Source organism: Marisediminitalea aggregata (assembly GCF_900129565.1).
Taxonomy (GTDB): Bacteria; Pseudomonadota; Gammaproteobacteria; order Enterobacterales; family Alteromonadaceae; genus Alteromonas; species Alteromonas aggregata.
Map to the genome: position 1 here is coordinate 603,103 of NZ_FQWD01000004.1, position 22,601 is coordinate 625,703.

General features: G+C 49.6%; 17 protein-coding genes and 2 rRNA genes. 14 read left to right on the plus strand and 5 right to left on the minus strand.

Annotation, left to right across the window (positions count from 1 at the left end; translation table 11 throughout):
- The first annotated feature begins 153 nt into the window (after window positions 1-153).
- Both BUB81_RS14165 and BUB81_RS14170 read left to right on the plus strand, forming a co-directional pair.
- Entirely contained in the window at window positions 154-975 is an 822-nt protein-coding gene (locus BUB81_RS14165; protein ID WP_073323833.1) for a sulfite exporter TauE/SafE family protein, read from the plus strand.
- Window positions 976-1,005: 30 nt separating this feature from the next.
- Window positions 1,006-2,181 (plus strand): pyridoxal phosphate-dependent aminotransferase, encoded by a 1,176-nt coding sequence (locus BUB81_RS14170; RefSeq protein ID WP_073323835.1) that lies wholly within the window; start codon window positions 1,006-1,008, stop codon window positions 2,179-2,181.
- A gap of 77 nt (window positions 2,182-2,258) precedes the next feature.
- Here the strand turns inward: BUB81_RS14170 and BUB81_RS14175 are convergent, their stop codons facing one another.
- Together BUB81_RS14175 and BUB81_RS14180 are read right to left on the minus strand one after the other, a co-directional pair.
- Window positions 2,259-3,278 carry an AraC family transcriptional regulator gene (locus tag BUB81_RS14175; protein ID WP_073323837.1) on the minus strand — a complete coding sequence of 340 codons (1,020 nt, stop codon included), beginning with the start codon at window positions 3,276-3,278 and terminating at the stop codon, window positions 2,259-2,261.
- Window positions 3,279-3,319: 41 nt separating this feature from the next.
- A complete protein-coding gene (locus BUB81_RS14180) occupies window positions 3,320-4,219 on the minus strand; it encodes a GGDEF domain-containing protein (protein ID WP_073323839.1) in 900 nt (299 codons plus the stop codon).
- 324 nt (window positions 4,220-4,543) lie between these two features.
- On the opposite strand from BUB81_RS14180, the gene BUB81_RS14185 reads away from it, so the two are divergent.
- The 11 genes from BUB81_RS14185 to BUB81_RS14235 all read left to right on the plus strand — a co-directional run bounded on the left by BUB81_RS14185 (window position 4,544) and on the right by BUB81_RS14235 (window position 17,525).
- Window positions 4,544-7,237: a TonB-dependent receptor gene (locus BUB81_RS14185; RefSeq protein ID WP_073323841.1), complete on the plus strand. Its 2,694-nt coding sequence runs from the start codon at window positions 4,544-4,546 to the stop codon at window positions 7,235-7,237.
- Between the two features lie 113 nt (window positions 7,238-7,350).
- A complete protein-coding gene (locus BUB81_RS14190; protein ID WP_073323843.1) occupies window positions 7,351-8,343 on the plus strand; it encodes a purple acid phosphatase family protein in 993 nt (330 codons plus the stop codon).
- Window positions 8,340-10,223, plus strand: a complete 1,884-nt coding sequence (locus tag BUB81_RS14195) for a phytase (protein WP_073323845.1) — start codon at window positions 8,340-8,342, stop codon at window positions 10,221-10,223. Before BUB81_RS14190 ends, BUB81_RS14195 begins: the two co-directional genes overlap by 4 nt.
- Window positions 10,224-10,502: 279 nt before the next feature.
- Window positions 10,503-10,868 (plus strand): response regulator, encoded by a 366-nt coding sequence (locus BUB81_RS14200; protein WP_073323847.1) that lies wholly within the window; start codon window positions 10,503-10,505, stop codon window positions 10,866-10,868.
- Window positions 10,865-11,449 (plus strand): chemotaxis protein CheX, encoded by a 585-nt coding sequence (locus BUB81_RS14205; protein WP_073323849.1) that lies wholly within the window; start codon window positions 10,865-10,867, stop codon window positions 11,447-11,449. Before BUB81_RS14200 ends, BUB81_RS14205 begins: the two co-directional genes overlap by 4 nt.
- Window positions 11,450-11,455: 6 nt before the next feature.
- Window positions 11,456-12,787 carry an ATP-binding protein gene (locus BUB81_RS14210; protein WP_073323851.1) on the plus strand — a complete coding sequence of 444 codons (1,332 nt, stop codon included), beginning with the start codon at window positions 11,456-11,458 and terminating at the stop codon, window positions 12,785-12,787.
- Window positions 12,788-12,892: 105 nt separating this feature from the next.
- On the plus strand, window positions 12,893-13,429 hold the full coding sequence (locus tag BUB81_RS14215) for a sigma-70 family RNA polymerase sigma factor (protein WP_073323853.1): 537 nt from the start codon (window positions 12,893-12,895) through the stop codon (window positions 13,427-13,429).
- Window positions 13,426-14,124, plus strand: a complete 699-nt coding sequence (locus BUB81_RS14220) for an anti-sigma factor (protein ID WP_073323855.1) — start codon at window positions 13,426-13,428, stop codon at window positions 14,122-14,124. Before BUB81_RS14215 ends, BUB81_RS14220 begins: the two co-directional genes overlap by 4 nt.
- A 203-nt stretch (window positions 14,125-14,327) precedes the next feature.
- Window positions 14,328-15,905 (plus strand): DUF4331 domain-containing protein, encoded by a 1,578-nt coding sequence (locus BUB81_RS14225; protein WP_073323857.1) that lies wholly within the window; start codon window positions 14,328-14,330, stop codon window positions 15,903-15,905.
- A gap of 9 nt (window positions 15,906-15,914) precedes the next feature.
- Complete coding sequence (locus BUB81_RS14230) at window positions 15,915-16,415, plus strand: Ig-like domain-containing protein (RefSeq protein WP_073323859.1); 501 nt, start codon at window positions 15,915-15,917, stop codon at window positions 16,413-16,415.
- A gap of 36 nt (window positions 16,416-16,451) precedes the next feature.
- Window positions 16,452-17,525 carry a tetratricopeptide repeat protein gene (locus tag BUB81_RS14235; protein ID WP_073323861.1) on the plus strand — a complete coding sequence of 358 codons (1,074 nt, stop codon included), beginning with the start codon at window positions 16,452-16,454 and terminating at the stop codon, window positions 17,523-17,525.
- 327 nt (window positions 17,526-17,852) lie between these two features.
- Here BUB81_RS14235 and BUB81_RS14240 read toward each other — a convergent pair whose 3' ends face one another.
- Complete coding sequence (locus tag BUB81_RS14240) at window positions 17,853-18,875, minus strand: MBL fold metallo-hydrolase (protein ID WP_073323863.1); 1,023 nt, start codon at window positions 18,873-18,875, stop codon at window positions 17,853-17,855.
- A 145-nt stretch (window positions 18,876-19,020) separates the two neighbouring features.
- Between BUB81_RS14240 and BUB81_RS14245 the strand changes: the two genes are divergently transcribed.
- Window positions 19,021-21,390 (plus strand): DNA polymerase II, encoded by a 2,370-nt coding sequence (locus BUB81_RS14245; RefSeq protein WP_084526562.1) that lies wholly within the window; start codon window positions 19,021-19,023, stop codon window positions 21,388-21,390.
- Between the two features lie 621 nt (window positions 21,391-22,011).
- On the opposite strand, the gene rrf is transcribed toward BUB81_RS14245, so the two are convergent.
- Window positions 22,012-22,127: ribosomal RNA gene (gene rrf, locus BUB81_RS14255) — 5S ribosomal RNA — on the minus strand.
- A gap of 184 nt (window positions 22,128-22,311) precedes the next feature.
- A 23S ribosomal RNA gene (locus BUB81_RS14260) occupies window positions 22,312-22,601 on the minus strand; the annotation flags it as partial.

Consider the following 22,601-nt stretch of genomic DNA (forward strand, 5'->3'; position numbering starts at 1 on the left):
ATCTAACCCGACAACGACCAGCCGCAAGGCTGGTCGTCTGTATCATGTCACTCATCGCGATCCACGCGACAAAATGCACAAAAAATTATACTTTCTACTTTATAAATATTACAAAAAAACGAATTTTTATTTAACAAGTGGAGCACTGTTGTTATGGAGATTGAACTCGTCTGGTTCGTCCTCACTTTGTGCGTTGCGGGCGCAGTCGCAGGCATTACATCCGGCCTTTTTGGTAATGGTGGAGGTTTTGTCGTCGTCCCTGCCCTTCTCGCAGTCTTTCCTTTTTTCACCCCTGCCTCTGACGAGTTAGTGAAAGTTGCAATCGGAACCTCCCTGGCTTCCATCGTAATTTCCAGTGCTCGTTCGGTACTTGCTCACAAGAAGCGTGGCGCTGTCGATTTCGACATGCTTAAGTCCTGGTTTATCTGGATTATTCTTGGCGTGCTAAGCGGTGTGGCCATTGCCAACCACACCAGCAGTGGTGGATTAACTATCGTATTTGCAGCGGGTGTATTGCTGTATTCGATTTACTTTCTTTTCCCGGATTATGTGGTTCGTCCGGGCATGTCTTTCTCTATGCCGAAAGGTCCGGGGAAAGCCATACTGGCCTTTGTAATTGGTGGATTTTCAGCCTTGCTGGGGATCGGTGGGGGCACCCCTACGGTGATTACTATGGTCATGTGCCGTCGCACAATTCAACAGGCTGTTGCCACTGCAGCGGGCGTTGGTGTGCTAATCGGCCTACCTGGCGCAATTGGATTTTTATTCATGAAGAACGCCAGCCCGGAAGCGATGCCTTTTGGCACCGTTGGGTACATAAACCTACCCGCTCTGATTGCCATCAGTGTGGGTTCCATCATGACGGCGCCCATTGGTGCATCCATGGCGCATAGTTTCAGCGAAAAAATGCTAAAGCGTCTTTTTGGCGTTTACCTGGTAATAGTGTCCGTTGCCATGTTTAGCAAAGCATTATAACCGGCCACACTCAATTAAGAGGAACAACACATGACTTATAACCCATCAAGAAGACTATTTCTGGGCGGTTCATTAGCTGCCTCAGCAGCAGGCGCGGCTGGTATTATTACCCCGGCTGGCCTTGCGTCAGCAAAGACCATGCAAGCGCCTGGTATTATGTATGGCCCAACACCCGGCGTAGCGAAGTTGAACGCTAACGAAAACCCTTATGGACCGAGTGATTTAGCGTTAAAAGCCATTGCTGAAGCCAGTAAAGACGGCGGCGCATACTACGCCTATCGTGCCGGTATGTACTTACGAGACATGCTGGCGGAGTCCAACGGACTGAAGCCAGAAAACGTATCGATCACAGCCGGCTCAAGTTTGATTCTGGCCTTTGCCGCCTTTGCCGCCACCAGCAAAGGTAAAATCCTCGGCCCGGATTTGTTCTGGGATACCACCTCAATGGCACCGGTACGCCAGGGTGGACCTGAGATTGTACGTGTCCCGAATACGGCGGCACTGGATATCGATCTGGATGCGCTTTACAACGCGATCACGCCAGAGATCGCCATGGTACACGTATGTAACCCGAATAACCCGACCGGGAAATTACTGGATCCGAAGAAGTTACGTGAGTTCTGTATCAAAGCCTCTAAAAAGACACTGGTACTGGTAGACGAAGCGTATAACGAACTGATCGAAGACGGTCCTAAACACTCTATGATCCCGTTGATCAACGAAGGCCACAATATCATTGTTGCCCGCACCTTCTCTAAAATCTACGGTTTGGCCGGAATGCGCGTTGGTTACATGCTGGGTAGCGAAGAGAATATGGAATTCATCAACAAGTACGGGCTGGGTGGTTACTCCATTAACCAGGCCGGCCTCGCCGCAGCGATTGCCAGCTACAATGACGAAGCATTCAAGTCCTTCTCGCGCGACAAGGTCAAAGAAGGCCGCGACATCATTATGTCAGCAGTCAAAGCTAACGGCTTAACCGCCCTGCCTTCTACTACAAACTTTGTGTTCGTTAACCTGGGTGACGACGGCGATGCCAATGCGTTCCGCAAAGCGATGGAACAACAGGATGTGCTGATCCGCGGCCAGTACCGCACCTATCAGCAATGGTCACGCGTCAGCACCGGCCGCATTGAAGACGTCAAAAAGTATGCTGCCGCCATGCCGAAAGCACTGGAAGACATGTACAAATTAATGAAAGCCTAAGGGCTTTTAATCAGGTCCCTTGGACAGTGCAAGACGACAGGAAGTCAAAGGCCGCATGTATATGCGGCCTTTTTTATTCAGACCTGGCGTAGTTCACTGGGGGTTAGCCCTGTCCAGCGTTTCACCGCTCGCCTGAAATTCGTAATATCACTGAAGGCCATTTTTACCGCGCTTTGCTCATTGTTTAGCTTTTGCACCTGTAAGTAGAAAATCGCTTGCTGCCTGCGAATATTGTCATGTAAATCGCTAAAGCTGGTTTGATGTTCACTCAGTTTACGCTTGAGTGAGGCTGCGCTCATGTTAAGCCTGGCCGCGGCTTCGGGCAGGGTTAGCGACGAATTTCTATGCAACAGAGCACGTACACTGTCGAGCAATCCTCGGCGATAGTGCATTTGCCGATTTAACCGGTGACGGGCGTAGGCTTGCAAGGTCAGATTTGGTTGTAAACAGGGCACTGACATCGCCTGTTTTTCAATGCGAATTGCAAACACAGGTTGATTAAACCGCAATCGAAATCCCAGGTTTTCCTCGTATTCCTGAATATGGCGAGGCCTGCCGAAGGGAAAATCAAAATGAAAGGGCAAGCGTTTCCCCGTGCACATTTTCGCCAGTGCAACCAATGCAGCACAATAAGCCTCAACCATGAAGACAAACAATTTCCCGCAGCCCATCGCATCCTGAAGGAGATAGTAGTAGCAGTCATCATCTTCAAACCGTTGTGCCGATACAAACGGGCTCACCAGTGGCTGAAACACTGGTAAGGCTCTCAGGCACTGGCCAAAATGACGGGCATGCATGAAGTACGGCAGTGCGTCATTCATAGAGCCTGTTATCAATTGCTGACCAAAACGAAAGGCAACATCATAGCCTTTGGCATACTGTATTGCGTTAGCGGCGAGTTTTTGAATTTGCCGGCAGCTCAGCGTGCTGTCACCGACTAAATCGTCGGTAAATATACCGGTGCCGCGCAACAATTTGTGCTCAGGCGCACCTCGCGCTACCGCGACAGCCACTAAATTTGCAGCCAGCTGTCGCCCCGGTAACACCTTGTCGTTTGCCGTTAGCAGCCGTGTATTCTTGCCGTCAGAACTACGCATCAGCACTTCACTTTTTACTGCGTATCGTTTCCTGCACAGGCTCAGGCCACCTGCCGGGAGGTTTCATCTAATTGCCGATTCAGGCCGGACATGAGATCCGCCAACGTGCTGTGTTGGCTAAGCCTTGCACAGGCACTGCGAACGGAGTGGAAAATTGCGGTTGTCTGACCGCCACTTTTAAACGCAACATTGCGAATACTGCGCTCCAACTGGTCTGCCAATTCCCGGGCTTCAGGCATACCAGTATCCGGTAGCAGGATCACAAAACGGTCCCCGGCATAGCGACAGGCTAGGTCCACTGCGCGCAAGTTCATGACAATCAATTGCGAAATTTCGCGTAAGAAACGATCGCCTTCCTGGTGACCGTAACGCAGATTAAATTCAGAAAAATCGTTGATGTCTAACACGATCACCGACGCATCGACACCTTGCTCCTGCAGCGTACTGGCGCGATCACGCCAGTAATCTGCACGATACAGTTGCGTAATCACATCGATTTGTTCATGACTGCGATACCAGAGCTCGCGACGCTGTAACTGACGGTTCAGCGCCAGTTGCTCCTGATGCCACAGGTATAACGCAAAGCTCATTACCACCATGCCGACCGCCGCGGGAATCGACTCTACCAGGCTCAGCCAGGTTGCCGCATTGCTGTAATGGGTGAACTCATCAATGACATCCAGCAGTGCAGAAAAGCTAAACAGGGTTAATCCAACCACCAGCAAAGTGGTCACCTGCCCCGGCGGGCGACTAATCATAACCGCAAAAATCCAGCACAATGTCAGCAGACACACACTGCCTTCGCCCACGACATCGAGCCATTCAATACTGGTCATGGGTTTTAGCTCACCGTGTAAGGTACACAAGGTCATGGCAAGGGTCAGTATCACCACAACAAAAGCCAGCAAGCCCTGATGTCGAAACAATAAACTGAAGTTCATTCGTAAATCCTACTTTCTGCAGCAACCAAAAATTACGTACCACAGCGTATATTGAATTGCATAAATCATAGGGGTCATTCTGGCTCACAAATGTGACACTACTGTGATAACTCCCGTGGCAACAATCAGAGATTCTCTTGTTAAGCATTTATAATCAATGAGTTATAAGGGGGTCATTTTGGCTCAGCATTTGTGGGTAAAGCGCCTAAAACGTGCTTTTTGGCGCCGTTGTCGCAAAAACGTCATGATGTGTTTCACAGAACTGTCATTTTTCATTCCTACCTTAGCCGCAACGCTTACAACACTTCTTCAATGAGAACACACATGACTATGAAAATTTCACAGGTAGCCGTTGCGGTAGGCACCATTGTTGCCGCTTCCTCAGCCGTGGCGGCTGACAATGCCGGCCTTATCGGTCAGTTGACCAATGCCCAGCAAGACCGTGTATTTGCCGGCGCAAAAATCGAAATCAAAGAACTCGACAAAGTCACATTTTCCCGCCGTGACGGTACGTTTCGTTTTACTAACCTGCCCGCGGGCGACTACACACTGGTCGTAACCTACCTGGGCGCCAAACCCGTTAGCCAGACTGTGTCTCTCGTCGCTGGTGAAAACATGACACCGGTGATCACACTGGAAGCCAAAGACGATGCGTTGGAAGAGGTCATGGTGCGCGGACAGCGTAGCGGTCAGGCAAATGCAATTAACCAACAACGTATGGCCGACAACATCAAATCGATTGTGTCAGCTGATGCCATTGGCCAGTTTCCGGACCAGAACGCAGCAGAGTCATTACAGCGTTTGCCAGGCCTTTCGATAGAACGCGATCAGGGCGAAGGCCGCTTTGTTGGCATCCGTGGTATCGACCCGAACCTGAACAACGTTACCATCAACGGCCTGAATATTCCGTCTCCGGAAGCCGGTGTGCGTTCAGTAGCACTGGATGTTATTCCGTCGGAACTTATTCAAACACTGGAAGTGTCCAAGTCTGTTACGTCTGATATGGACGCCGATGCCATTGGTGGTGCTATTGAAGTAAAAAGTGTGAGCGCGTTTGACCGCAAAGGCCAGACTGCCACACTCAGTGCGCAGGTCAGTCAGAATCAGCTGCGTGACGAATTAAGCCCCAAAGCATCGGCCACCTACACCAACCTGTGGGATGACACGTTTGGTATTGCTGCCGCGCTAAGTTACTTCGAACGTGACTTCGGTTCGGACAATATCGAATCCAATGCCGATGACGAGATAGAACAACGCCATTACACCATTACCCGGGAACGGTTAGGTGCAGCGGTAAACCTTGACTATCGACCAGATTTTAATAACCAGTACTACCTGCGCACCCTTTACAGCGAGTTTTCTGACGCCGAGTACCGCCAGCGCAATACGTTTGTGCTGGATGGTGAAGACTCGGAAGTCGAGCGCGAATCCAAAGATCGTTATGAATCGCAATCTATCTTTACTGCGGCGCTGGGCGGAGAACACACTCGCGGCGAATGGCTGTTTGATTATCAGTTGGGCTATGCGAAGTCTGACGAAGATGAACCCGATGCGTTGTATTACGTGATGGTTACTGAAAACGACAGCATAGAAGGCGATATGATGCGTCGTATTCCTTCACTGACCTATAACGCCGATGTCGACGACCTGAGTACTTATGAGCTTGACGAAATTAGCTTTGAAGATAATTACACCGAAGATACAGAAAACAGTATTCAGGCAAACATTACCCGCTCTTTTGCCAATGACCCTTACCTGAGTGAGCTGAAAGCCGGTTTTAAAGTGCGCCAACGCAGTAAAAAGGTTGACAGCAACATTTACATTTTCGACGGTGATTTTGATGGCGTAGACCCCTCTCAGTTCGCTGCCACTCAGCCCGATTGGGGATTGGGCAACTTCGGGCCGGGATTAAACCGGTCTGCATTACGCAGCGACTTTAAGCAAAATCGCGGCTCACTGGAATTGGCAGAACTGGACTCCGAACTCGAGTCGAACGGTGCGTCATACAACACCAACGAAGATATTTTTGCAGCGTACTTTATGGGTACTTTTGATATCGAACAATGGCACATTGTTGCCGGTGTCCGCTACGAAAATACCGATTTCGATACCTCTGGTATGCGTGTTGAACTGGTAGAAGACGAGCAAAACGACGTAGAAGAAGTCGTTAATACGCCGTGGCAGGCAGACCGCTCATACGACTACTTCTTACCCAGCGTAAATGCCAAGTATACCTTTTCAGAACAATTGATTCTAAGGGCCGCATTTACCCAGACTATTTCTCGCCCCCGCTTTGAAGAGTCCACCGCCTACCAGATTATCGAAAGCAAGACGGAAGAGGACGATGGCGAATTTGTTACGGAGCGTGAAGCGGAAGTGGGTAACCCTGCTTTGCTTCCTTATGAAGCCACAAACTATGATTTGTCACTGGAATATTACCCGGGCGACATTGGGGTCCTGTCCGCCGGGTTATTTTATAAGAAAATCGATAACTTCGTGATTTACGCCGACGTTGCCGGTACCAGTGACTGGGAAGGCTATGACGAAGTCATTCAGCCGGTCAACGGTGAAAGCGCCGACTTGTTAGGCCTGGAATTGTCGTGGGTGAAAGCCTTCGACAACGGCTTATTGCTCTCAGCTAACGGCACTTTCTCAAATTCAAATGCCACTACGTTACTCGACGGCGAGCGCTATAAAACCAGCTTGCCTAACCAGTCTGATACCGTGGGCAACCTGACAGTTGGCTACGAAGCCAATCAATTCAGCCTGCGACTCACCATGGCTTACAAGAATAAGAACCTCGAAGAAATCGACGGTGACATGATTCGCATGGAAGACGCCCACCAGCAGTTTGATTTTACCGGCAAATACTTCGTTAACGATGACGTTACCGTGTACTTCAACGCAATTAATATCAATGACGAGCCTTACTACCATTACTTCGATCAGCGCAATCAAAACGCGCAGTACGAAGAATATGGTCGCACGTTCGAACTGGGCTTCAACTGGCAGCTATAAGCCAGAAAATAGCGCGGGCGCACAAGGACCAGCGCGCCCGTTCTAATTTTAGTAACACAGACTGCGTTTGCGGCCAGTGGCTAACAAACGCATAGCAATACCTAAGGTACACAATGAAAATACGGGTTTTATGGGGCATCACGTGTCTCGCGCTGCATGCTAACTCGCTGGCCGGCGACGTTTATACCGACGACTATTACCAGCAGCACGTCATTGCCACAGCGCACGCCGACATGCTGGATGAAAGCTGGAACTGGCTGGTGCTGGGCGATTGGGGCCGCAATGGCCATTTCGCACAGCGCAGTGTGGCACAATGGATGGATATCGCAGCCAGGCAATTTGACGTCGATATGATTGTGTCGACCGGGGATAATTTTTACGACAACGGTATCGCATCGGTAGACGATCCCTACTGGCAGACCGCCTTCGAGAATGTCTATCACGGCCCTCATTTATTCAGTAACTGGTACGTTGTGCTGGGTAACCACGATTACCGGGGCAACTGGCAGGCACAAATCGATTACAGCGCCAAAAGTCGACGTTGGAACATGCCCGCTCAATATTACAGCGTCTTGAAAACTCTGGACGATGGCGCCACCGTCCATTTACTCTTTCTGGACACCAGCCCACTGAACCCGGACTACCAGCAGGAAGCTAAATACGCAGAGACACAAAAACAGGATGCGAAAGCGCAGCTTAAGTGGCTGACGCAGCAACTGGCCGAACACCAGGACGCAACCTGGACATTTGTAATAGGTCACCATCCGCTGTATTCCAGCGGCAAACGTTACGGGAAAAATAAAGCAATTCGCAACATACTGGAACCGCTGTTAGAGCAGTATCAGGTAGATGCGTATTTTGCCGGACACGAGCATGATCTTCAGCACAACCAGCCTGCCGGAAAGCACATGGCGCACTTTGTATCTGGCGCGGGTTCCGAAATTCGTCCGACCGGCCAACGTGAATTCACGCGATTTGCCGCTTCCACAGCAGGCTTTGCTGCGGTAAGCGTAAATGCCCGGGAAACACTGATTCAATTTATTAATGATCAAGGCGACGTGATTTACAGTCATTCACTTCAGCCACACAAGGAAGCCGCCCAATGAAATTTGCCGCTTTAACCCTAAGTCTGAGTCTGGGGTTGCTGTTAACCGGCTGCTCGGGAACAGCATCCACGCAAGCACACACAGGACCTACGACGCCTATTGAACTTAACGAAATCCAGATAAAAGGTGAACACTTACTACCGGTTGCAAACTATACGTTATCGGGCTGGTTGGTTGTTAGTGAGCACACTGGATTACACTGGCTGTCGCCAGATTACCAAACACTCGGGCACTGGCAGGGTCACTTTAGTCAGGCCGATTGGCGTTGGCTGGACGCCCAGACATTGGTGATCACCACGCTGGATAACAATACCAGCGCTATGCAGGTGTTCACACTGGATACAACATCAGGCGAGTTTAACTCGCGATTGCTTGCGCATGCTGACCTAGCAGATCGCGAAACCGTTTGCCTGCAAAAATCACAGGCTGATTTGTTTGTGTTTAGCACCGATGCCCGCGGTTTACTGACACATTCGCTGTTACTGCCCGGACAAGAGGATTGGCAAATAACGGATATACGCACCCTGATGGTGGGCCCTAATATTTCTTCCTGCAGTGTTGCCGATGCATCAGGCACGCTCTATCTAGCAGAAGAGGAAATCGGCATATGGCAATACGCCGCCGAGCCAGAGGGTGAAAATACCCGAAACTTAGACTATTTTGCCAATGCACCGGAGATCGAATCCGTATCAGCTCTGAGTGAAGAGGTGTATTTTACCGTAGCGACCAATGAAGCCCTCATTCATATGCGTGGTTCAGAGAATACAAGCTGGCAGGTCGATGACACTCTCGAACTGAAAAGCATCAGTGTTACCGGGACTTCACAGGGCCTGCAAGCCGGTATTTATGACGAAGCCAGTCACACCTTGTTTGCCGTGAAATTACCGGGAGCAGGAGTTAAAAAGACACCTGAAAAACAAAGCATCATGCTCACCGCCGACGCTCAAACCGCCCCGGTAAACCGGTATGGTGATGCCGCCGACGATCCGGCTTTCTGGATAAACCCACAATCCCCCTCAGACAGCCTCATTCTTGGAACTGACAAAAAATTTGGCCTCAATGTCTATACGTTGGATGGCAGTCTGCGTCAAACCCTGCCAGTAGGACGAGTGAACAATGTGGATGTGCGCCAGGCTATTCAAACTGCACAAGGCAGTATTGATATAGCCGTAGCAAGCAACCGCTCATCACAATCTCTGTCGGTATTCAGTATCGACAATCAAGGTACCGTTGCATTGCTGGACAACGTGCCCACTGGTCTGTCGGATGTGTATGGGCTGTGTACCGGTTTAATCAACGCTCAATTACACGTGGTGGTGAATGACACCGATGGGCGTTTTCAGCATTACGCGCTAACCTTTAAAGACACGACGGTAAGTGCGCAGCGTCTGAACGAATTCACCCTGCCCAGCCAGCCTGAAGGCTGTGTCATTGACGATAACACCGGCACACTTTATTACGGTGAAGAGTCGACCGGCGTTTGGAAGCGTTCGCTGGTAACGGATGCCTCTGCCCCCACGTTGATTGCGGCGGTAAATGAGCAGGTACACGCAGATATTGAAGGCATGGATATTTACCGCTACGAGCAGCAGCGCTACCTGATAGTATCCAGCCAGGGAAACAGCCGTTTCGCTGTTTATGCGCTGGACGATAATCACCGCCTGCTCGGCACATTTGGTGTCGCTATGAACCCGCTTGCAGGTATCGACGGCGTCTCGGAAACCGACGGACTCGCAGCTACGTCTCATAATTTGGGGCCGCAATACCCGAACGGATTGTTAGTGGTGCAGGACGGGCGCAATGTCATGCCGGCAGCGCCACAAAACTTCAAAATTATTGACGGCAATAAAATCGCGCGGTTCATTCAACAACGTCGTTAACTGCGCTTCAACCAGAGCCCTGGACCGGATAACCCGGGGCTCCCCGAGACTTCCTTCCTCCGCACGATTATCACTTTGCATACTTGTGTATTCAGATTTATACATAACACACGCTTAAATACCATAAGATTACCAATAGTCACATTTGTCACATAAAGCAATGAAGAACATCCGACGAGTTACACTAAAGCAGTAATTTTTAACAATTACGCGAAGATAACTTGCAGGATTACGAAAATGACAAATACTTAGGTTAACGAAAAAGCCCCGGAGTGCTGCATGAGTTTATCGGTACTGGTAGCGGATGATTCCAAGCTATCTCGGCGTAGTGTAATACGCGCGTTGCCGCCAGAATTGGAAGTCACCATTGAAGAAGCCACTAATGGCAAAGAAGCCATCGACAAGCTGTCGGTGCAGCCATTTCAACTATTGCTGCTTGATTTAACCATGCCCGAAGTCGATGGCGTGGGTGTGCTCGAATATTTATCTAATCAGTCCAGCTCGCCCAGCGTAATTGTGATTAGCGCTGACTTTCAACCGGAAAAACAACGAATTGTGATGTCCCTCGGGGCAAAGAAGTTCCTTCGTAAGCCACTCGACAAAGAAGAGTTGGCGATGACGCTTTTCGAGTTGGGTTACCTATGAACGATGCTATTGCTTTCACTGAAGACCAGCGAGACGCCCTGCAAGAGCTCATGAACATTTCAATGGGTCAGGCTGCCAATAGTCTTGCGCATTTAATCGAAACAAAGATAGGTATATCTATACCTAACATTACCGCCGTTACGCCAGAACAATTGTTCGAGATGGTGAGGCATAATCAAGAGGCTCATTACACCCGCCAGTCGTTTATGGGCGATATTCATGGCGAGGTCATGTCCATTTTGTCGCAATCTGGTTTGGCTGAGGTGGCAGAACTCATGGAGTACGAGCAACCACTGTCCGACGCAGATATAAAAGAGACCATTCTGGAACTGTGTAATATTCTGGCCGGCGCCTGTTTGTCGGGTTTGTCTGAACAACTCGAGCTGACCACCAATTTGCAAATGCCTACCTTGTTTCAGCCTGAGAAGCATGATTTTAATCAGCTGGGCTGGCAACACAGTCTGGTAATGGAGGTCAAATTTGATATCCAGATCTCTTCGTTTACCATGCGGGTTGTATTTTGCCTGGACGACGCATCACTGCATAAACTCACCTCGACGATTGATGAGTTACTGGGCTAGCGGGAAATGGATAACCCCCTACTCAACAAACTCCCGATTGGGATTTGTTTAGTCAACCAGGATTATATCATTACGCATTTGAATGCGTTCTTTCTTGATCGCATGGCATCAGAACTGCGCGACGAAGCCATTGGAAAACCTATCGGTGACGTGTTTCCAGAGCAGATAAAGTTTTTGAAACGGCGTATTAAGTCGGTATTTGTGTTGAAACACCCCAGTTTTAGCTACTGGGAACAACGACCGCATATCTTCCCGTTTAAAAGTAGCCGACCGATTACCGGCGAAGAAACACAGATGGTACAAAACATGGAAATTGTGCCACACAAAGACCCCGACACCGGCCAGCTCTGTGCTTGTATCCTGATCCAGGATGTCACTGCACAGGCGAGTTACTTTAAGGCGCAGGCGCAGTTGGCCGAGGAATTAAAGGCCGAGCACGAGGCGCAACGCAAACTGATCCGCAAACTGGACCGCGCACAGGCACAACTGATTCAGGCTGAAAAAATGGCATCGACCGGTCAGTTAGCCGCCGGTATAGCCCACGAAATCAATAACCCTATGGGGTTTATTACCGCCAATCTGAATACCCTTGAACAGTATGCAAAACACCTGCTCGACGCCTGCCAGGCCAGCCGGGACCTGGTGGAAATACACAGTGATACCGAACTGCAGCAACAATTTAATCAGATTATTCAATCCAACCACGTCGATTTAGTCAGCGAAGACATCGCCCCGCTTATCGAAGAGTCGAAAGACGGCCTCAAACGGGTGCGTGAGATTGTTTCCACACTGCGCTCTTTTGCGGAAGATACACAAACCGGCTGGGGGCTGCTGAATCTCGACGAAACCGCCAACCAACTGGTGCAACTCATTGGCGTGCAATACAAAGCGCCGACTTACAAAGTGCAATGCGAACCGCCAAACCTGAAGTGGTATTGTGAATCAGCCAGTCTGAAACAAGCCCTAACCAACGTGCTCATGAATGCCGCCCAGTCTATCACCGACAAAGGGTTGGTTATGTTATCTATTCAGCAGCGCGGCGCCATGCTGCATATAAAAATCCTCGACACGGGTTGCGGTATCAATGAGAAACACCTTGGGCGCATTTTTGAACCCTTCTTCACAACCCGCCCGGAAGGCCAGGGTCAGGGGCTCGGTTTGTCTGTAGCCTACACGGCCATTGAAAATCACAAAGGCAAAATGGTAGCCAACAGCAAGCCCGGAAAAGGTACCGTCATTGAAATATTGCTGCCAGCCTTGTCCGAGAAACAGGCAGAACCACAGGATGACGAAAATTCTTCATTGGCTGCATCCACTCAGCAACCCGAATCGTTATAACTATGTGCAAAGTGATTTACCAGTGCGACACGCTTACATGCTGCCTTGGTCATTTTACACATCGATAAAAACAGAACATTAACGCAAGAACCCATTGAGGCTGTTATGGAGCAAGAAACCCTGTTCCCGCTGTTACGCGGAACAGCTCAGGGGAACCGAGAGGATTTCGCTGAGCTATATAAAGTTGCCAGTCCACAGGTATTTGCTGTTGTGCTCAAGCTACTTAAACACAAAGAGCTTGCAGAAGAAGCAACACAGGATGCCTTTATTAAAGTGTGGCACAACGCAGCAAATTACCAGAGAGCAAGAGGCACTGTGCTTACCTGGATTATTAGTATTGCCCGCTACCGCGCGCTCGACATGCTTCGCTATCAGCGCGTAAGAAAGACTGAAGATACCGAGCCCGATAGTATGGCTAGTGACGAAGAGAACAATTTCGAGTTGGAGGCGAAACTTTCTCACCCAAAGCTTGAGAGCTGCCTCGACGAACTGGATGCTCAACAGCGGCAAGCCATTCACCTGGCTTACTTTAATGGTCTATCCCACCTTGAAGTTGTTCAACATTTGTCATCACCACTTGGCACCATTAAAAGCTGGATCCGCCGTGGCTTGGTGAGCTTACAGAGGTGTTTGTCATTATGAATTATGCCAAAGAGACACTGTGTAATGCGTTGGCGGCGGAGTACGTTCTGGGTACCTTGAAAGGCAAAGCCCGCCAACGCTACGAAACCCTGATGATGGAAAATCAAACCATCCGCGAAACCACCTGGCTTTGGGAGCAACACCTCAACGGCTTGGGCGAAGGTCTGAAGCCTGTGCAGCCGCCCCCGTCGGTGTGGAATAACATTCAGCAAAAATTAGGCTGGGTAGCTCAATCCGACAATGTCGTTACACTCAAGCCTGAGAAGTCCAACAGCAAGCGTTGGCAGGTTCTGGCAGGGCTAAGTACGGCGGCGGTACTGCTGATTGTGCTTTTAATGCCATTAACCCAGCCAACCGTAGAGCCAAACATTTCCAGTGTAGCCGTAGTAACCGATCAGGCGCATCAACCCTTGTGGCTCATTGAGCTGTCTGACAATCATATCTTTACGCGTGCAACCAGTAATCTGGTGGCACAACAAAATAAAGATTATGAGTTATGGATGGTGCCGGATGATGGCAGCGCCCCGGTTTCACTTGGCCTGTTACCTAAAACGGGTGACGTACAGTTGGTCAGACCGTCACAACTCACTCTGGCCGGCGTTTCTGCCCTTGCAGTAAGCCTTGAGCCACTCGGCGGCTCACCGTCAGGCTCTCCCACCGAAGTGTTGTACATTTCACCACTTACCAAAGTGTAATTTCGTGTGAGCTCTCAGCATTGAGAGCTCATCGTTTCCACTCGACTATTGTTTTATTTGCCCTCTTAAAAAATTATTATTTTTTTAACATTTTCTGCATCCACATCGAATCCCTCAGTCGTACGGCTAAATAAGAGAAGCTGAAAACACCTTCAACTTCTTATTGGAACTCACGACAACACACACCCAAATGGGGATTTGATATGAATAAAATACGTTTGCCAATCTTACTAAGCAGCCTTGCAATTACCACACTTGCAAGTGCTTCCAGCCACCGCGAGGCACCTAATATTGCCCGCTCGCCGGCGCTGGATAGTACTGACTTCTACGCTTTTAACAGCTACGAAGAGGGTCGCGATGGGTTTGTTACCCTGATTGCGAATTATATTCCTCTGCAAGATGCCTATGGCGGCCCTAACTACTTCGCTATGGATCCGGCTGCGGTTTACGCCATTCACATCGACAACGACGGCGATGCAATGGAAGACCTTACCTTTACCTGGCAGTTTACGTCTAACCTGGCGGCAAACAATGAAGGTATCGCGCTAAATATCGGCCCTGCAGACAATCAACGAGCAGTGAAGGTCCCGCTGAAAAACATCGGTCCAATCAGCGCTGATGACATGAGTGCGGCGAATTTTTCAGAGTCTTATACCTTTGCCATGATCGAAGGCGGTATGCGCGATGGCACTAAAACTATGCTCAGTACTGAAGGCAGCATGGGCTTTGCCAAGCCGCTGGACTACATCGGGAATAAAACCTTTAGCTCTGCCGCGGAATATGCACGGTATGCAGACCAGTTTGTATATAACGTATCTGTGCCTAACTGTGAGATGCCAGCGCGAGTATTCGTCGGTCAGCGCAAAGACCCGTTTGTGGTCAACCTTGGAAAAACCTTCGACTTGGTTAACTACGTACCAGTAGAAGGTGACAGTGCACCAGGTGCTAACGATGCTGGTGGGTTCCCGGGCGGCATTACACAAGATGACAGCAATGACGATCTTGCAGACAAAAACGTTACCAGCATTGCATTGGAAATCCACGCTAGCTGCATCACTGGTGACGGCAACGGCACTATTGGCACCTGGACGACAGCCAGTTTGCCGCAAGGCCGCGTATTAAACCCGAATGCCACGTTTAGCAAGCCAGATGTGCAACAAGGCCCGCTAACGCAGGTATCAAGACTGGGGAATCCGTTGGTAAACGAACTGGTAATCGGTATTGGTGACAAAGACCGTTTCTCTACTGCGCATCCCAAAGACGATGGTCAGTTTGCGGATTACGTAACACACCCAGCGTTACCGGAACTACTCAATATCCTGTTTAAAGATGCGGTTAACACTACCCTGGGCGCCAATTTGGACACGCTGGCTCCAACTAATATTCCTCGTATGGATTTGGTTACCGCGTTCCTGACCGGCTTCCCGGGCGTGAATCAGTTAGCCACCGTAACACCTTCAGAAATGCTGCGATTAAACACCGGTATTCCGGCGACGCCGGCAGATCAACAATCATGGGCAGGCGTAGCCGGTGACGACCTTGCAGGGTTCCCGAATGGCCGTCGCCCTGGTGATGACGTTGTTGACATTGCGCTTCGTGTCGTTATGGGCCGCTTGTGCTACCCGATCCCGGTTAACGGTACTGATACAGATCTGGGACTCTGTACGCCTGATGACGCCAACGTAGGTACAGTGCCATTTACCGACGGTGCGCCACTGGATGCGTCAATGATGGACAGCACCTTCCCTTATCTCGCTACGCCGCTGCCAGGTTCAGAATAGGAGAGCACAATGAAAAGACTATCTTTATTGTCTCTTGCTGTAGTGGTGAGTCTTACTGGCTGCTTTGATTCGTCTGATGACGATAACACTGCACAGAATACTAACCGGGCTCCTGAAGCTGACTCACGGGCACTGACAACGCAAACCGAAGTAGCCATTACTGACCAGCTTAATGCGACCGACGCTGACGGCGACTCACTGACTTATGCGGTTTCCACGGGTCCTATGTTTGGTACCTTGAGCTTGTCATCAGGCGGTGCGTTTACCTATACCCCTGATAGTGAGTACACCGGCGCAGACAGCTTCAGTTACACAGTGTCTGATGGCACCGCCTTTGCGGTAACCGGGTTTATAGACATTACGATTGAAGCACTGGAGGTGTCTTTCAACGACACCGTAAGAACGGTGTTTACCCTCGACGCTAACGCCGAGCCTGTTAGCGTGAACGGACGGGAATACATCGAAGATGCCAATTCACCAGGTAACTTTGACGACCTGTTAGACAATTAACCAACCGGCCAGGGACGGCTTCCTCAGGATGCAGCTATGAAAAGAAAATCACTATTTCACATTCCTATTCTGGGCTCAATTACCGCAGTTTGCATGACGGTAATCGCAATGTTGATCCTCGAAATTAACACTGCGTTTGCTCACGTGCACGGGCATGACGATCACAGCACGATTCAAACTACTTTCAGTCCTCGTCAAATTGAGCGCTTGCTGGCAAACAGCACCAGACCGGACTTTGATGCTCGTTGGTTAACGCCAGTCCTGAATTACTTTGAACACACTGCCATGGAGACCGACCTCACTTCAAGGCAGCGTATGTTTTACGCCAGACTACTTCAGCATGAACACCGATTCGACGAAGCGCAATTACAGCTTGAGATGTTGCTGGAGATGAACCCACTCAATACTCAGGCTCGACTGCTACTGGCTAACGTCGCACTGAATCAGGGACAGGCTGATGAGGCAATTTTGCTTTGCGAGCGCCTGATAGGACAAACTGACTTACTGGTCGCTACAACATGCCTGATGGAAGCGCGCATGCAGCAAAAACCCTCTGAAATACACTATGCGCAACTGCAAAAAGTCACACGCTTCAGTGAAAGGGCCCCTGTGCAGGTGCAAACCTGGATCAACGAAGTGTTGGCCGATATGGCGTTGTACACTGACAACCCCGAAGAAGCAATTGCCTATTGTGAGAGGACAGAGCGCAGTGACTGGCCGGTGAGTACCTGGGTTGCCTGGTCGAAAGCCAAACTGCAAATGAATCAAGGCCAGGAAATTCTGACACACCTGGCACCACTCATCGACAAAACTGCGGTTCCCAATGACAGCATGTTGCTTTACCTGGCGCTCGCAGAACAGCAGGTTGGCGGCGAGCATAAATGGATAAAACAGATGGCTCAGCGGGTACAACTTAGAGAAGTGAACCAGGACACCTCGCATGCCGCCGAAGTTGCGCTCTATTATTTGTATTTAGCCGACGAGCCAGCTCAGGCACTCACCTGGGCAACCATAAACTGGGATAACGCCAAGTCGCTTAACGACCAGTTGCTGCTCGATCAGGCAAAGGCCGCTAATCAGGTGGCGATACAAAGTGAACATGCAGATTAGCTAGGGGCTGTTGACCTTTACTGTATCATTTTTGTTCTATATAGAAGCGTTTTAATCGCGAAACAGGCCTACAGGCATAGTCATTCTACGTCAAAGGCCTGTGACAAAGAGTAAAACGCTTCTATGACGAACCCGAAGGGCAGCGTTTGTGCGTCATTTATGCTGCGTTATCGCCCACTTATGTAGAACAACTACACTACGTGGACTCTGCCTTGCCTAAATGACGCACAATTCGCTGCAAAAACATACAGCAAAGGTCAACAGCCCCTAGGTATTTCGAAATTACGAGGGTTATAAGCCCAAACACATGTGACTTCGAAAAGCCGATTACGATTTCAGGCCGGTTTGCTGATAGACATACACGCCGGCATCTGTAATCTGGCGTGTTAAGCGTCCTGCGTACATCAGGTAGTTGAGGTGAGATAAACACTCAGCGACCGCGAAGAACATGTGCCGGCCACTGAGCTCCCTTTTGTACATGACGGGCAAACATGCAACCAGTGTTTGTGGCTCTTCACAAAACGACACCAACGCAGCTAACTGGGCTTCATGATGCTCGCGTAGCTGCTGTGCTCTGAATGAAACCCCGGTGTAAGGCACGTTATGTGATGGCAACACCAGTACATCTGAAGGCAAATCCCCCAGGGCTGTTAAACTTTCAAAATAGTGTGCCAGGGGATTCGCTTCCGGCTCCTGACTATACACACCGATATTCGGCGAGATCTGTGGCAGGATCTGATCGCCGCCAATCAACAGCTTGTCAGTAGCATTGTATAAGCACACATGCTCTGGCGAATGCCCGGCAAAGGTCATGACCTGCCAGCTTCGCCCGGCGATATTTAAGGTTTGTCCTTGAGTCAAGCGATGGAAAGCCAACGGTAGCGGTTCCACACCTTCGGTATAGGTGTCTCGCGGTCGCACGTGTTGCTCGATAATGCTCTGATCGACTCCCGCTCGCTGAAAATACCGTTTATCGGTAGACAGATCAGCACCGGGATTCGGTCCAAAGATACTGCGTGCGGCGAAATATTCCAACGCGCTCATATACAACGGGACGTTAAATTCTCGACACAGCCAGCCCGCTAAACCACTGTGATCAGGGTGCATATGGGTTACGATCACACCTTTCAGTGGCTGCTTAAACTGCTCAAAACAGGTCTGCCAAATCGCCTTGCTTTTTCGACTGCTTAACCCAGTATCAATAATAAAGATCCCGTCACTGTCCTGAAGCACATACAGATTAATATGATCAAGCTCAAACGGCAGTGGCATACGTAACCACCACACACCGTCACACAGTGGGGTACACACGCCTGACGCTGGTGTGGTTTGCGAAGTTAACCTTATCATCGACATTACCGTGTTACACTATTGAGCAGGCAGTATAGCACTGAGTCTCCCCCTGATAGGCGCAACAACTATTTTTTTGGCTAATGATTATCGCTAACATTTTCGTATATCTCTGCTGGCAATTACTCCTCACAAGGGCTGTACAATGACGCGCGCGCTTGTCGGTGGCCAGGGTATGATCCTGACCGCGAGAACCGTTTTTCGCGGTAATGAAGAGCTTATCGAATTATGGCTGGCGACAGAACAGGGCCCGGTAAAGCTGCTCAGTCCCACTGAATCATCGGTATGCTTCATAAAACAGACAGACAGTGACGCGCTATCCAATTGTGCGGCACGGTTGGGGTTACCGGTAACAATAACGCCAGTCGACCTGTATACCTTTGGTCACGAGCCCGTCGCAAGCGTAAAACTCCCTCAAAGCAGGCAGCTAACTCAATTGCGCAAAGCTGCCACAGAATATGGAGTATGCCTCTTTGAAGCTGATATAAAAACGCCGGATCGCTACTTAATGGAACGCTTTGTTACATTGGGAGTGCAATACCAAGGCGTGCCTCAGCGAAACAGCGGTACGCTTACGCAAGCCAGAATCAAGCCTGCACAATACCGCTGCCACTTAACCATGTTCTCTGTAGATATTGAGTGTAATGAGCATGGTGAACTCTTTTCTATTGGCATCGCATCAACCATGTGCAATCTGGTATTGATCATTGGTGATGCAGGCAATCAGTTTGAATCAACGGAGAGTAATCCGTTTGAGTATGTGTGGTGCGAAAACGAAAAGGCATTGCTCGATGCATTTATTCACTCAGTACAGCATTACGACCCTGATATATTTATTGGTTGGAACGTCAAGCAATTCGATTTTCCCGTACTCCACGCTGCAGCAAAACGCCACGGAACATCTTTAGTTATAGGTCGTGAGCAAACAGCGTTAGACATTCGCACGTTTGAAGACGGTCGTGCCTATGTCGATATCCCCGGACGAGTCATCATTGACGGTATTGAAGGTTTGAAAACCATGACCTATCAATTCGACAATTTCACGCTGGATAATGTCGCCACTCAATTGCTAGGTAAGCAAAAGCTCATAACCGACACCGATAAGCTGGGCACCATCAAGCGGCTTTTTCATGAAGACAAACCTCGTCTTGCCCAATACAATTTTGAGGACTGCAAACTGGTAATCGAAATTGCTGACAAGGTCAATCTCATTGATTTTTTAATCCTTCGAAGCGAGCTAACCGGCATGCGCATTGGGCGGCCAGGAGGCTCGGTAGCCTCATTTATCCATCTGTACTTACCCAAACTGCACCGCGCCGGATATGTTTCGCCCAACAGGCCGGAAAACGGCGGTCTGGCAAGCCCTGGCGGTTATGTCATGAGTTCCAAGCCCGGCCTTTATAAACATGTATTGGTGCTGGATTTTAAAAGCCTTTACCCTTCAATTATCCGCACCTTCAAAATAGACCCCTTAGGACTGGTAGAAGGCCTCAAGCAACCCGATGATGCCATTCCGGGGTTTAAAGGCGCCGTGTTCCATCGCGAGAATCACTTTCTGCCTGATATCATAAGCAGCTTGTGGAAACAGCGTGATGACGCTAAACAACAAAAAGACGCAGCCCGCTCACAAGCCATTAAAATCTTGATGAATTCATTCTACGGGGTATTGGGTAGCGGCGGTTGTCCCTTTTATGACCCACGGCTTGCCAGCTCTATTACCTTAAGGGGGCACGCAATCATGCAAACCACAGCACAATGGATACGCGAGTATGGCTATGATGTTATTTACGGCGATACCGACTCCACATTCGTGCACCTGGCAAACTGCAACAGTGATAGCGATGCTGTCGCCATCGGTAAACAATTACAACAAGATATCAATTTCCGTTGGCACCAAAAAATAGAACAAGAATATGAGTTGGAGTGTGCACTGGAAATTGAGTTCGAAACGCATTTTGAAACCTTTTTTATGCCTACTATTCGCGGCTCAGAAGCTGGCAGTAAAAAACGCTACGCAGGCGTTATCCGCAAGGGTGACGAGGCTAAACTTGTCTTTAAGGGGCTCGAGAGCGTTCGCTCAGACTGGACATTGTTAGCTAAAATGTTTCAGGAAACCTTGTATCAATTGGTCTTCACTGAACAACCAGTTGCTGACTACATTAGTGAAACGGTAAACAATATCCGTGAGGGTAAACTTGACGCACAACTGGTATACACCAAACAGTTGAGGAAGCCCCTTGCAGAGTACACTAAATCAGTGCCGCCTCACGTAAAAGCGGCTAAACAAGCCGATGAACAAAACCAGTCATTGGGCAAACAGTTACAGTATCAAAAACGCACTGCCGTGCGATACGTTATGACTACAGGTGGGCCACAAGTACCTGAATATCAAACCCACCCACTGGACTATGATCACTATATAGAAAAGCAAATTAGGCCGATTGCGGACAGTATATTACCAACTATAGGCGAGAGCTTCGACGCCATGGCCTCTCAGCAAATTGGTTTATTTTGACCAATTTGACAAGTTACTAATAGACCCGGACAAATAGAGCATTATCTTAGAACAATCTTCTGCACTCATTTTCATCCACAAGAAATTAATACTTTAATATAAATTCAGGACGACAGTGATGTGGTCGTGTTTACGGGATATAAGCGGTGTGATTCTTGTTGTAAGAATTATGTATAAGTACTCAGCATCATTTTACGAGGGATAGACGTCTTCGCCCTCAATCCGTCGTCCAGGCCTTGCGCCCTATCCTTCGTCCCTGCCTCGTGCCCCATCCGTCGTCCTGGCCTCGTGCCCCATCCGTCGTCACTGCCTTGTGCCCCACCCGTCGTCACGGCCTTGTGCCCCACCCGTCGTCCCGGCCTTGCGCCCCATCCGTCGTCCCGGCCTTGTGCCGGGATCTTATGAACTGTCTGTTTAGCTTAATCTGGTTTGCTTTTAGGTCCCGGATAAATGCTGCGCGCTTTCCGGGATGACGGTGGTGTTGTTCGCATTTTCTGGGATGACTGTGGCGCGCTTCGCGCTTTCCGGGATGACGGTACGGGGAATGCCAGAGTTGACGTTTTTATCACGCGCATACGAAAAAGGCCCACTCGATTGAGTGGGCCTTTCTCTTAATTGGGAGCCTGGCGGTGTTCTACTCTCACATGGGGAAGCCCCACACTACCATCGACGCTAACGTGTTTCACTTCTGAGTTCGGAATGGATTCAGGTGGGACCACGTCGCTATTGCCGCCAGGCAAAAACCGGTTGTAAACCGCCCCTTACTTGTTAAGGGGTCTGGTTTGTTGCTGACCAAGTCAACAACTTAACAATTATGAAAAGCTTGATACGTTCTTCAATCAGAGTAACTTCACTACTCTAACTTTAATTAATTAGTCAGTCTTACCAACAACTTCTAAGTAAAAGCTACTTAGGCGTTGTATGGTTAAGCCTCTCGGGCAATTAGTACAGGTTAGCTTAACGCCTCACAACGCTTCCACACCCTGCCTATCAACGTCATAGTCTATAACAACCCTTCCAGACCTTAAAGGTCAGGGATGACTCATCTTGGGGCTCGCTTCCCGCTTAGATGCTTTCAGCGGTTATCGATTCCGAACTTGGCTACCGGGCAATGCCTTTGGCAAAACAACCCGAACACCAGCGGTTCGTCCACTCCGGTCCTCTCGTACTAGGAGCAGCTCCCCTCAATCATCCAACGCCCACACCAGATA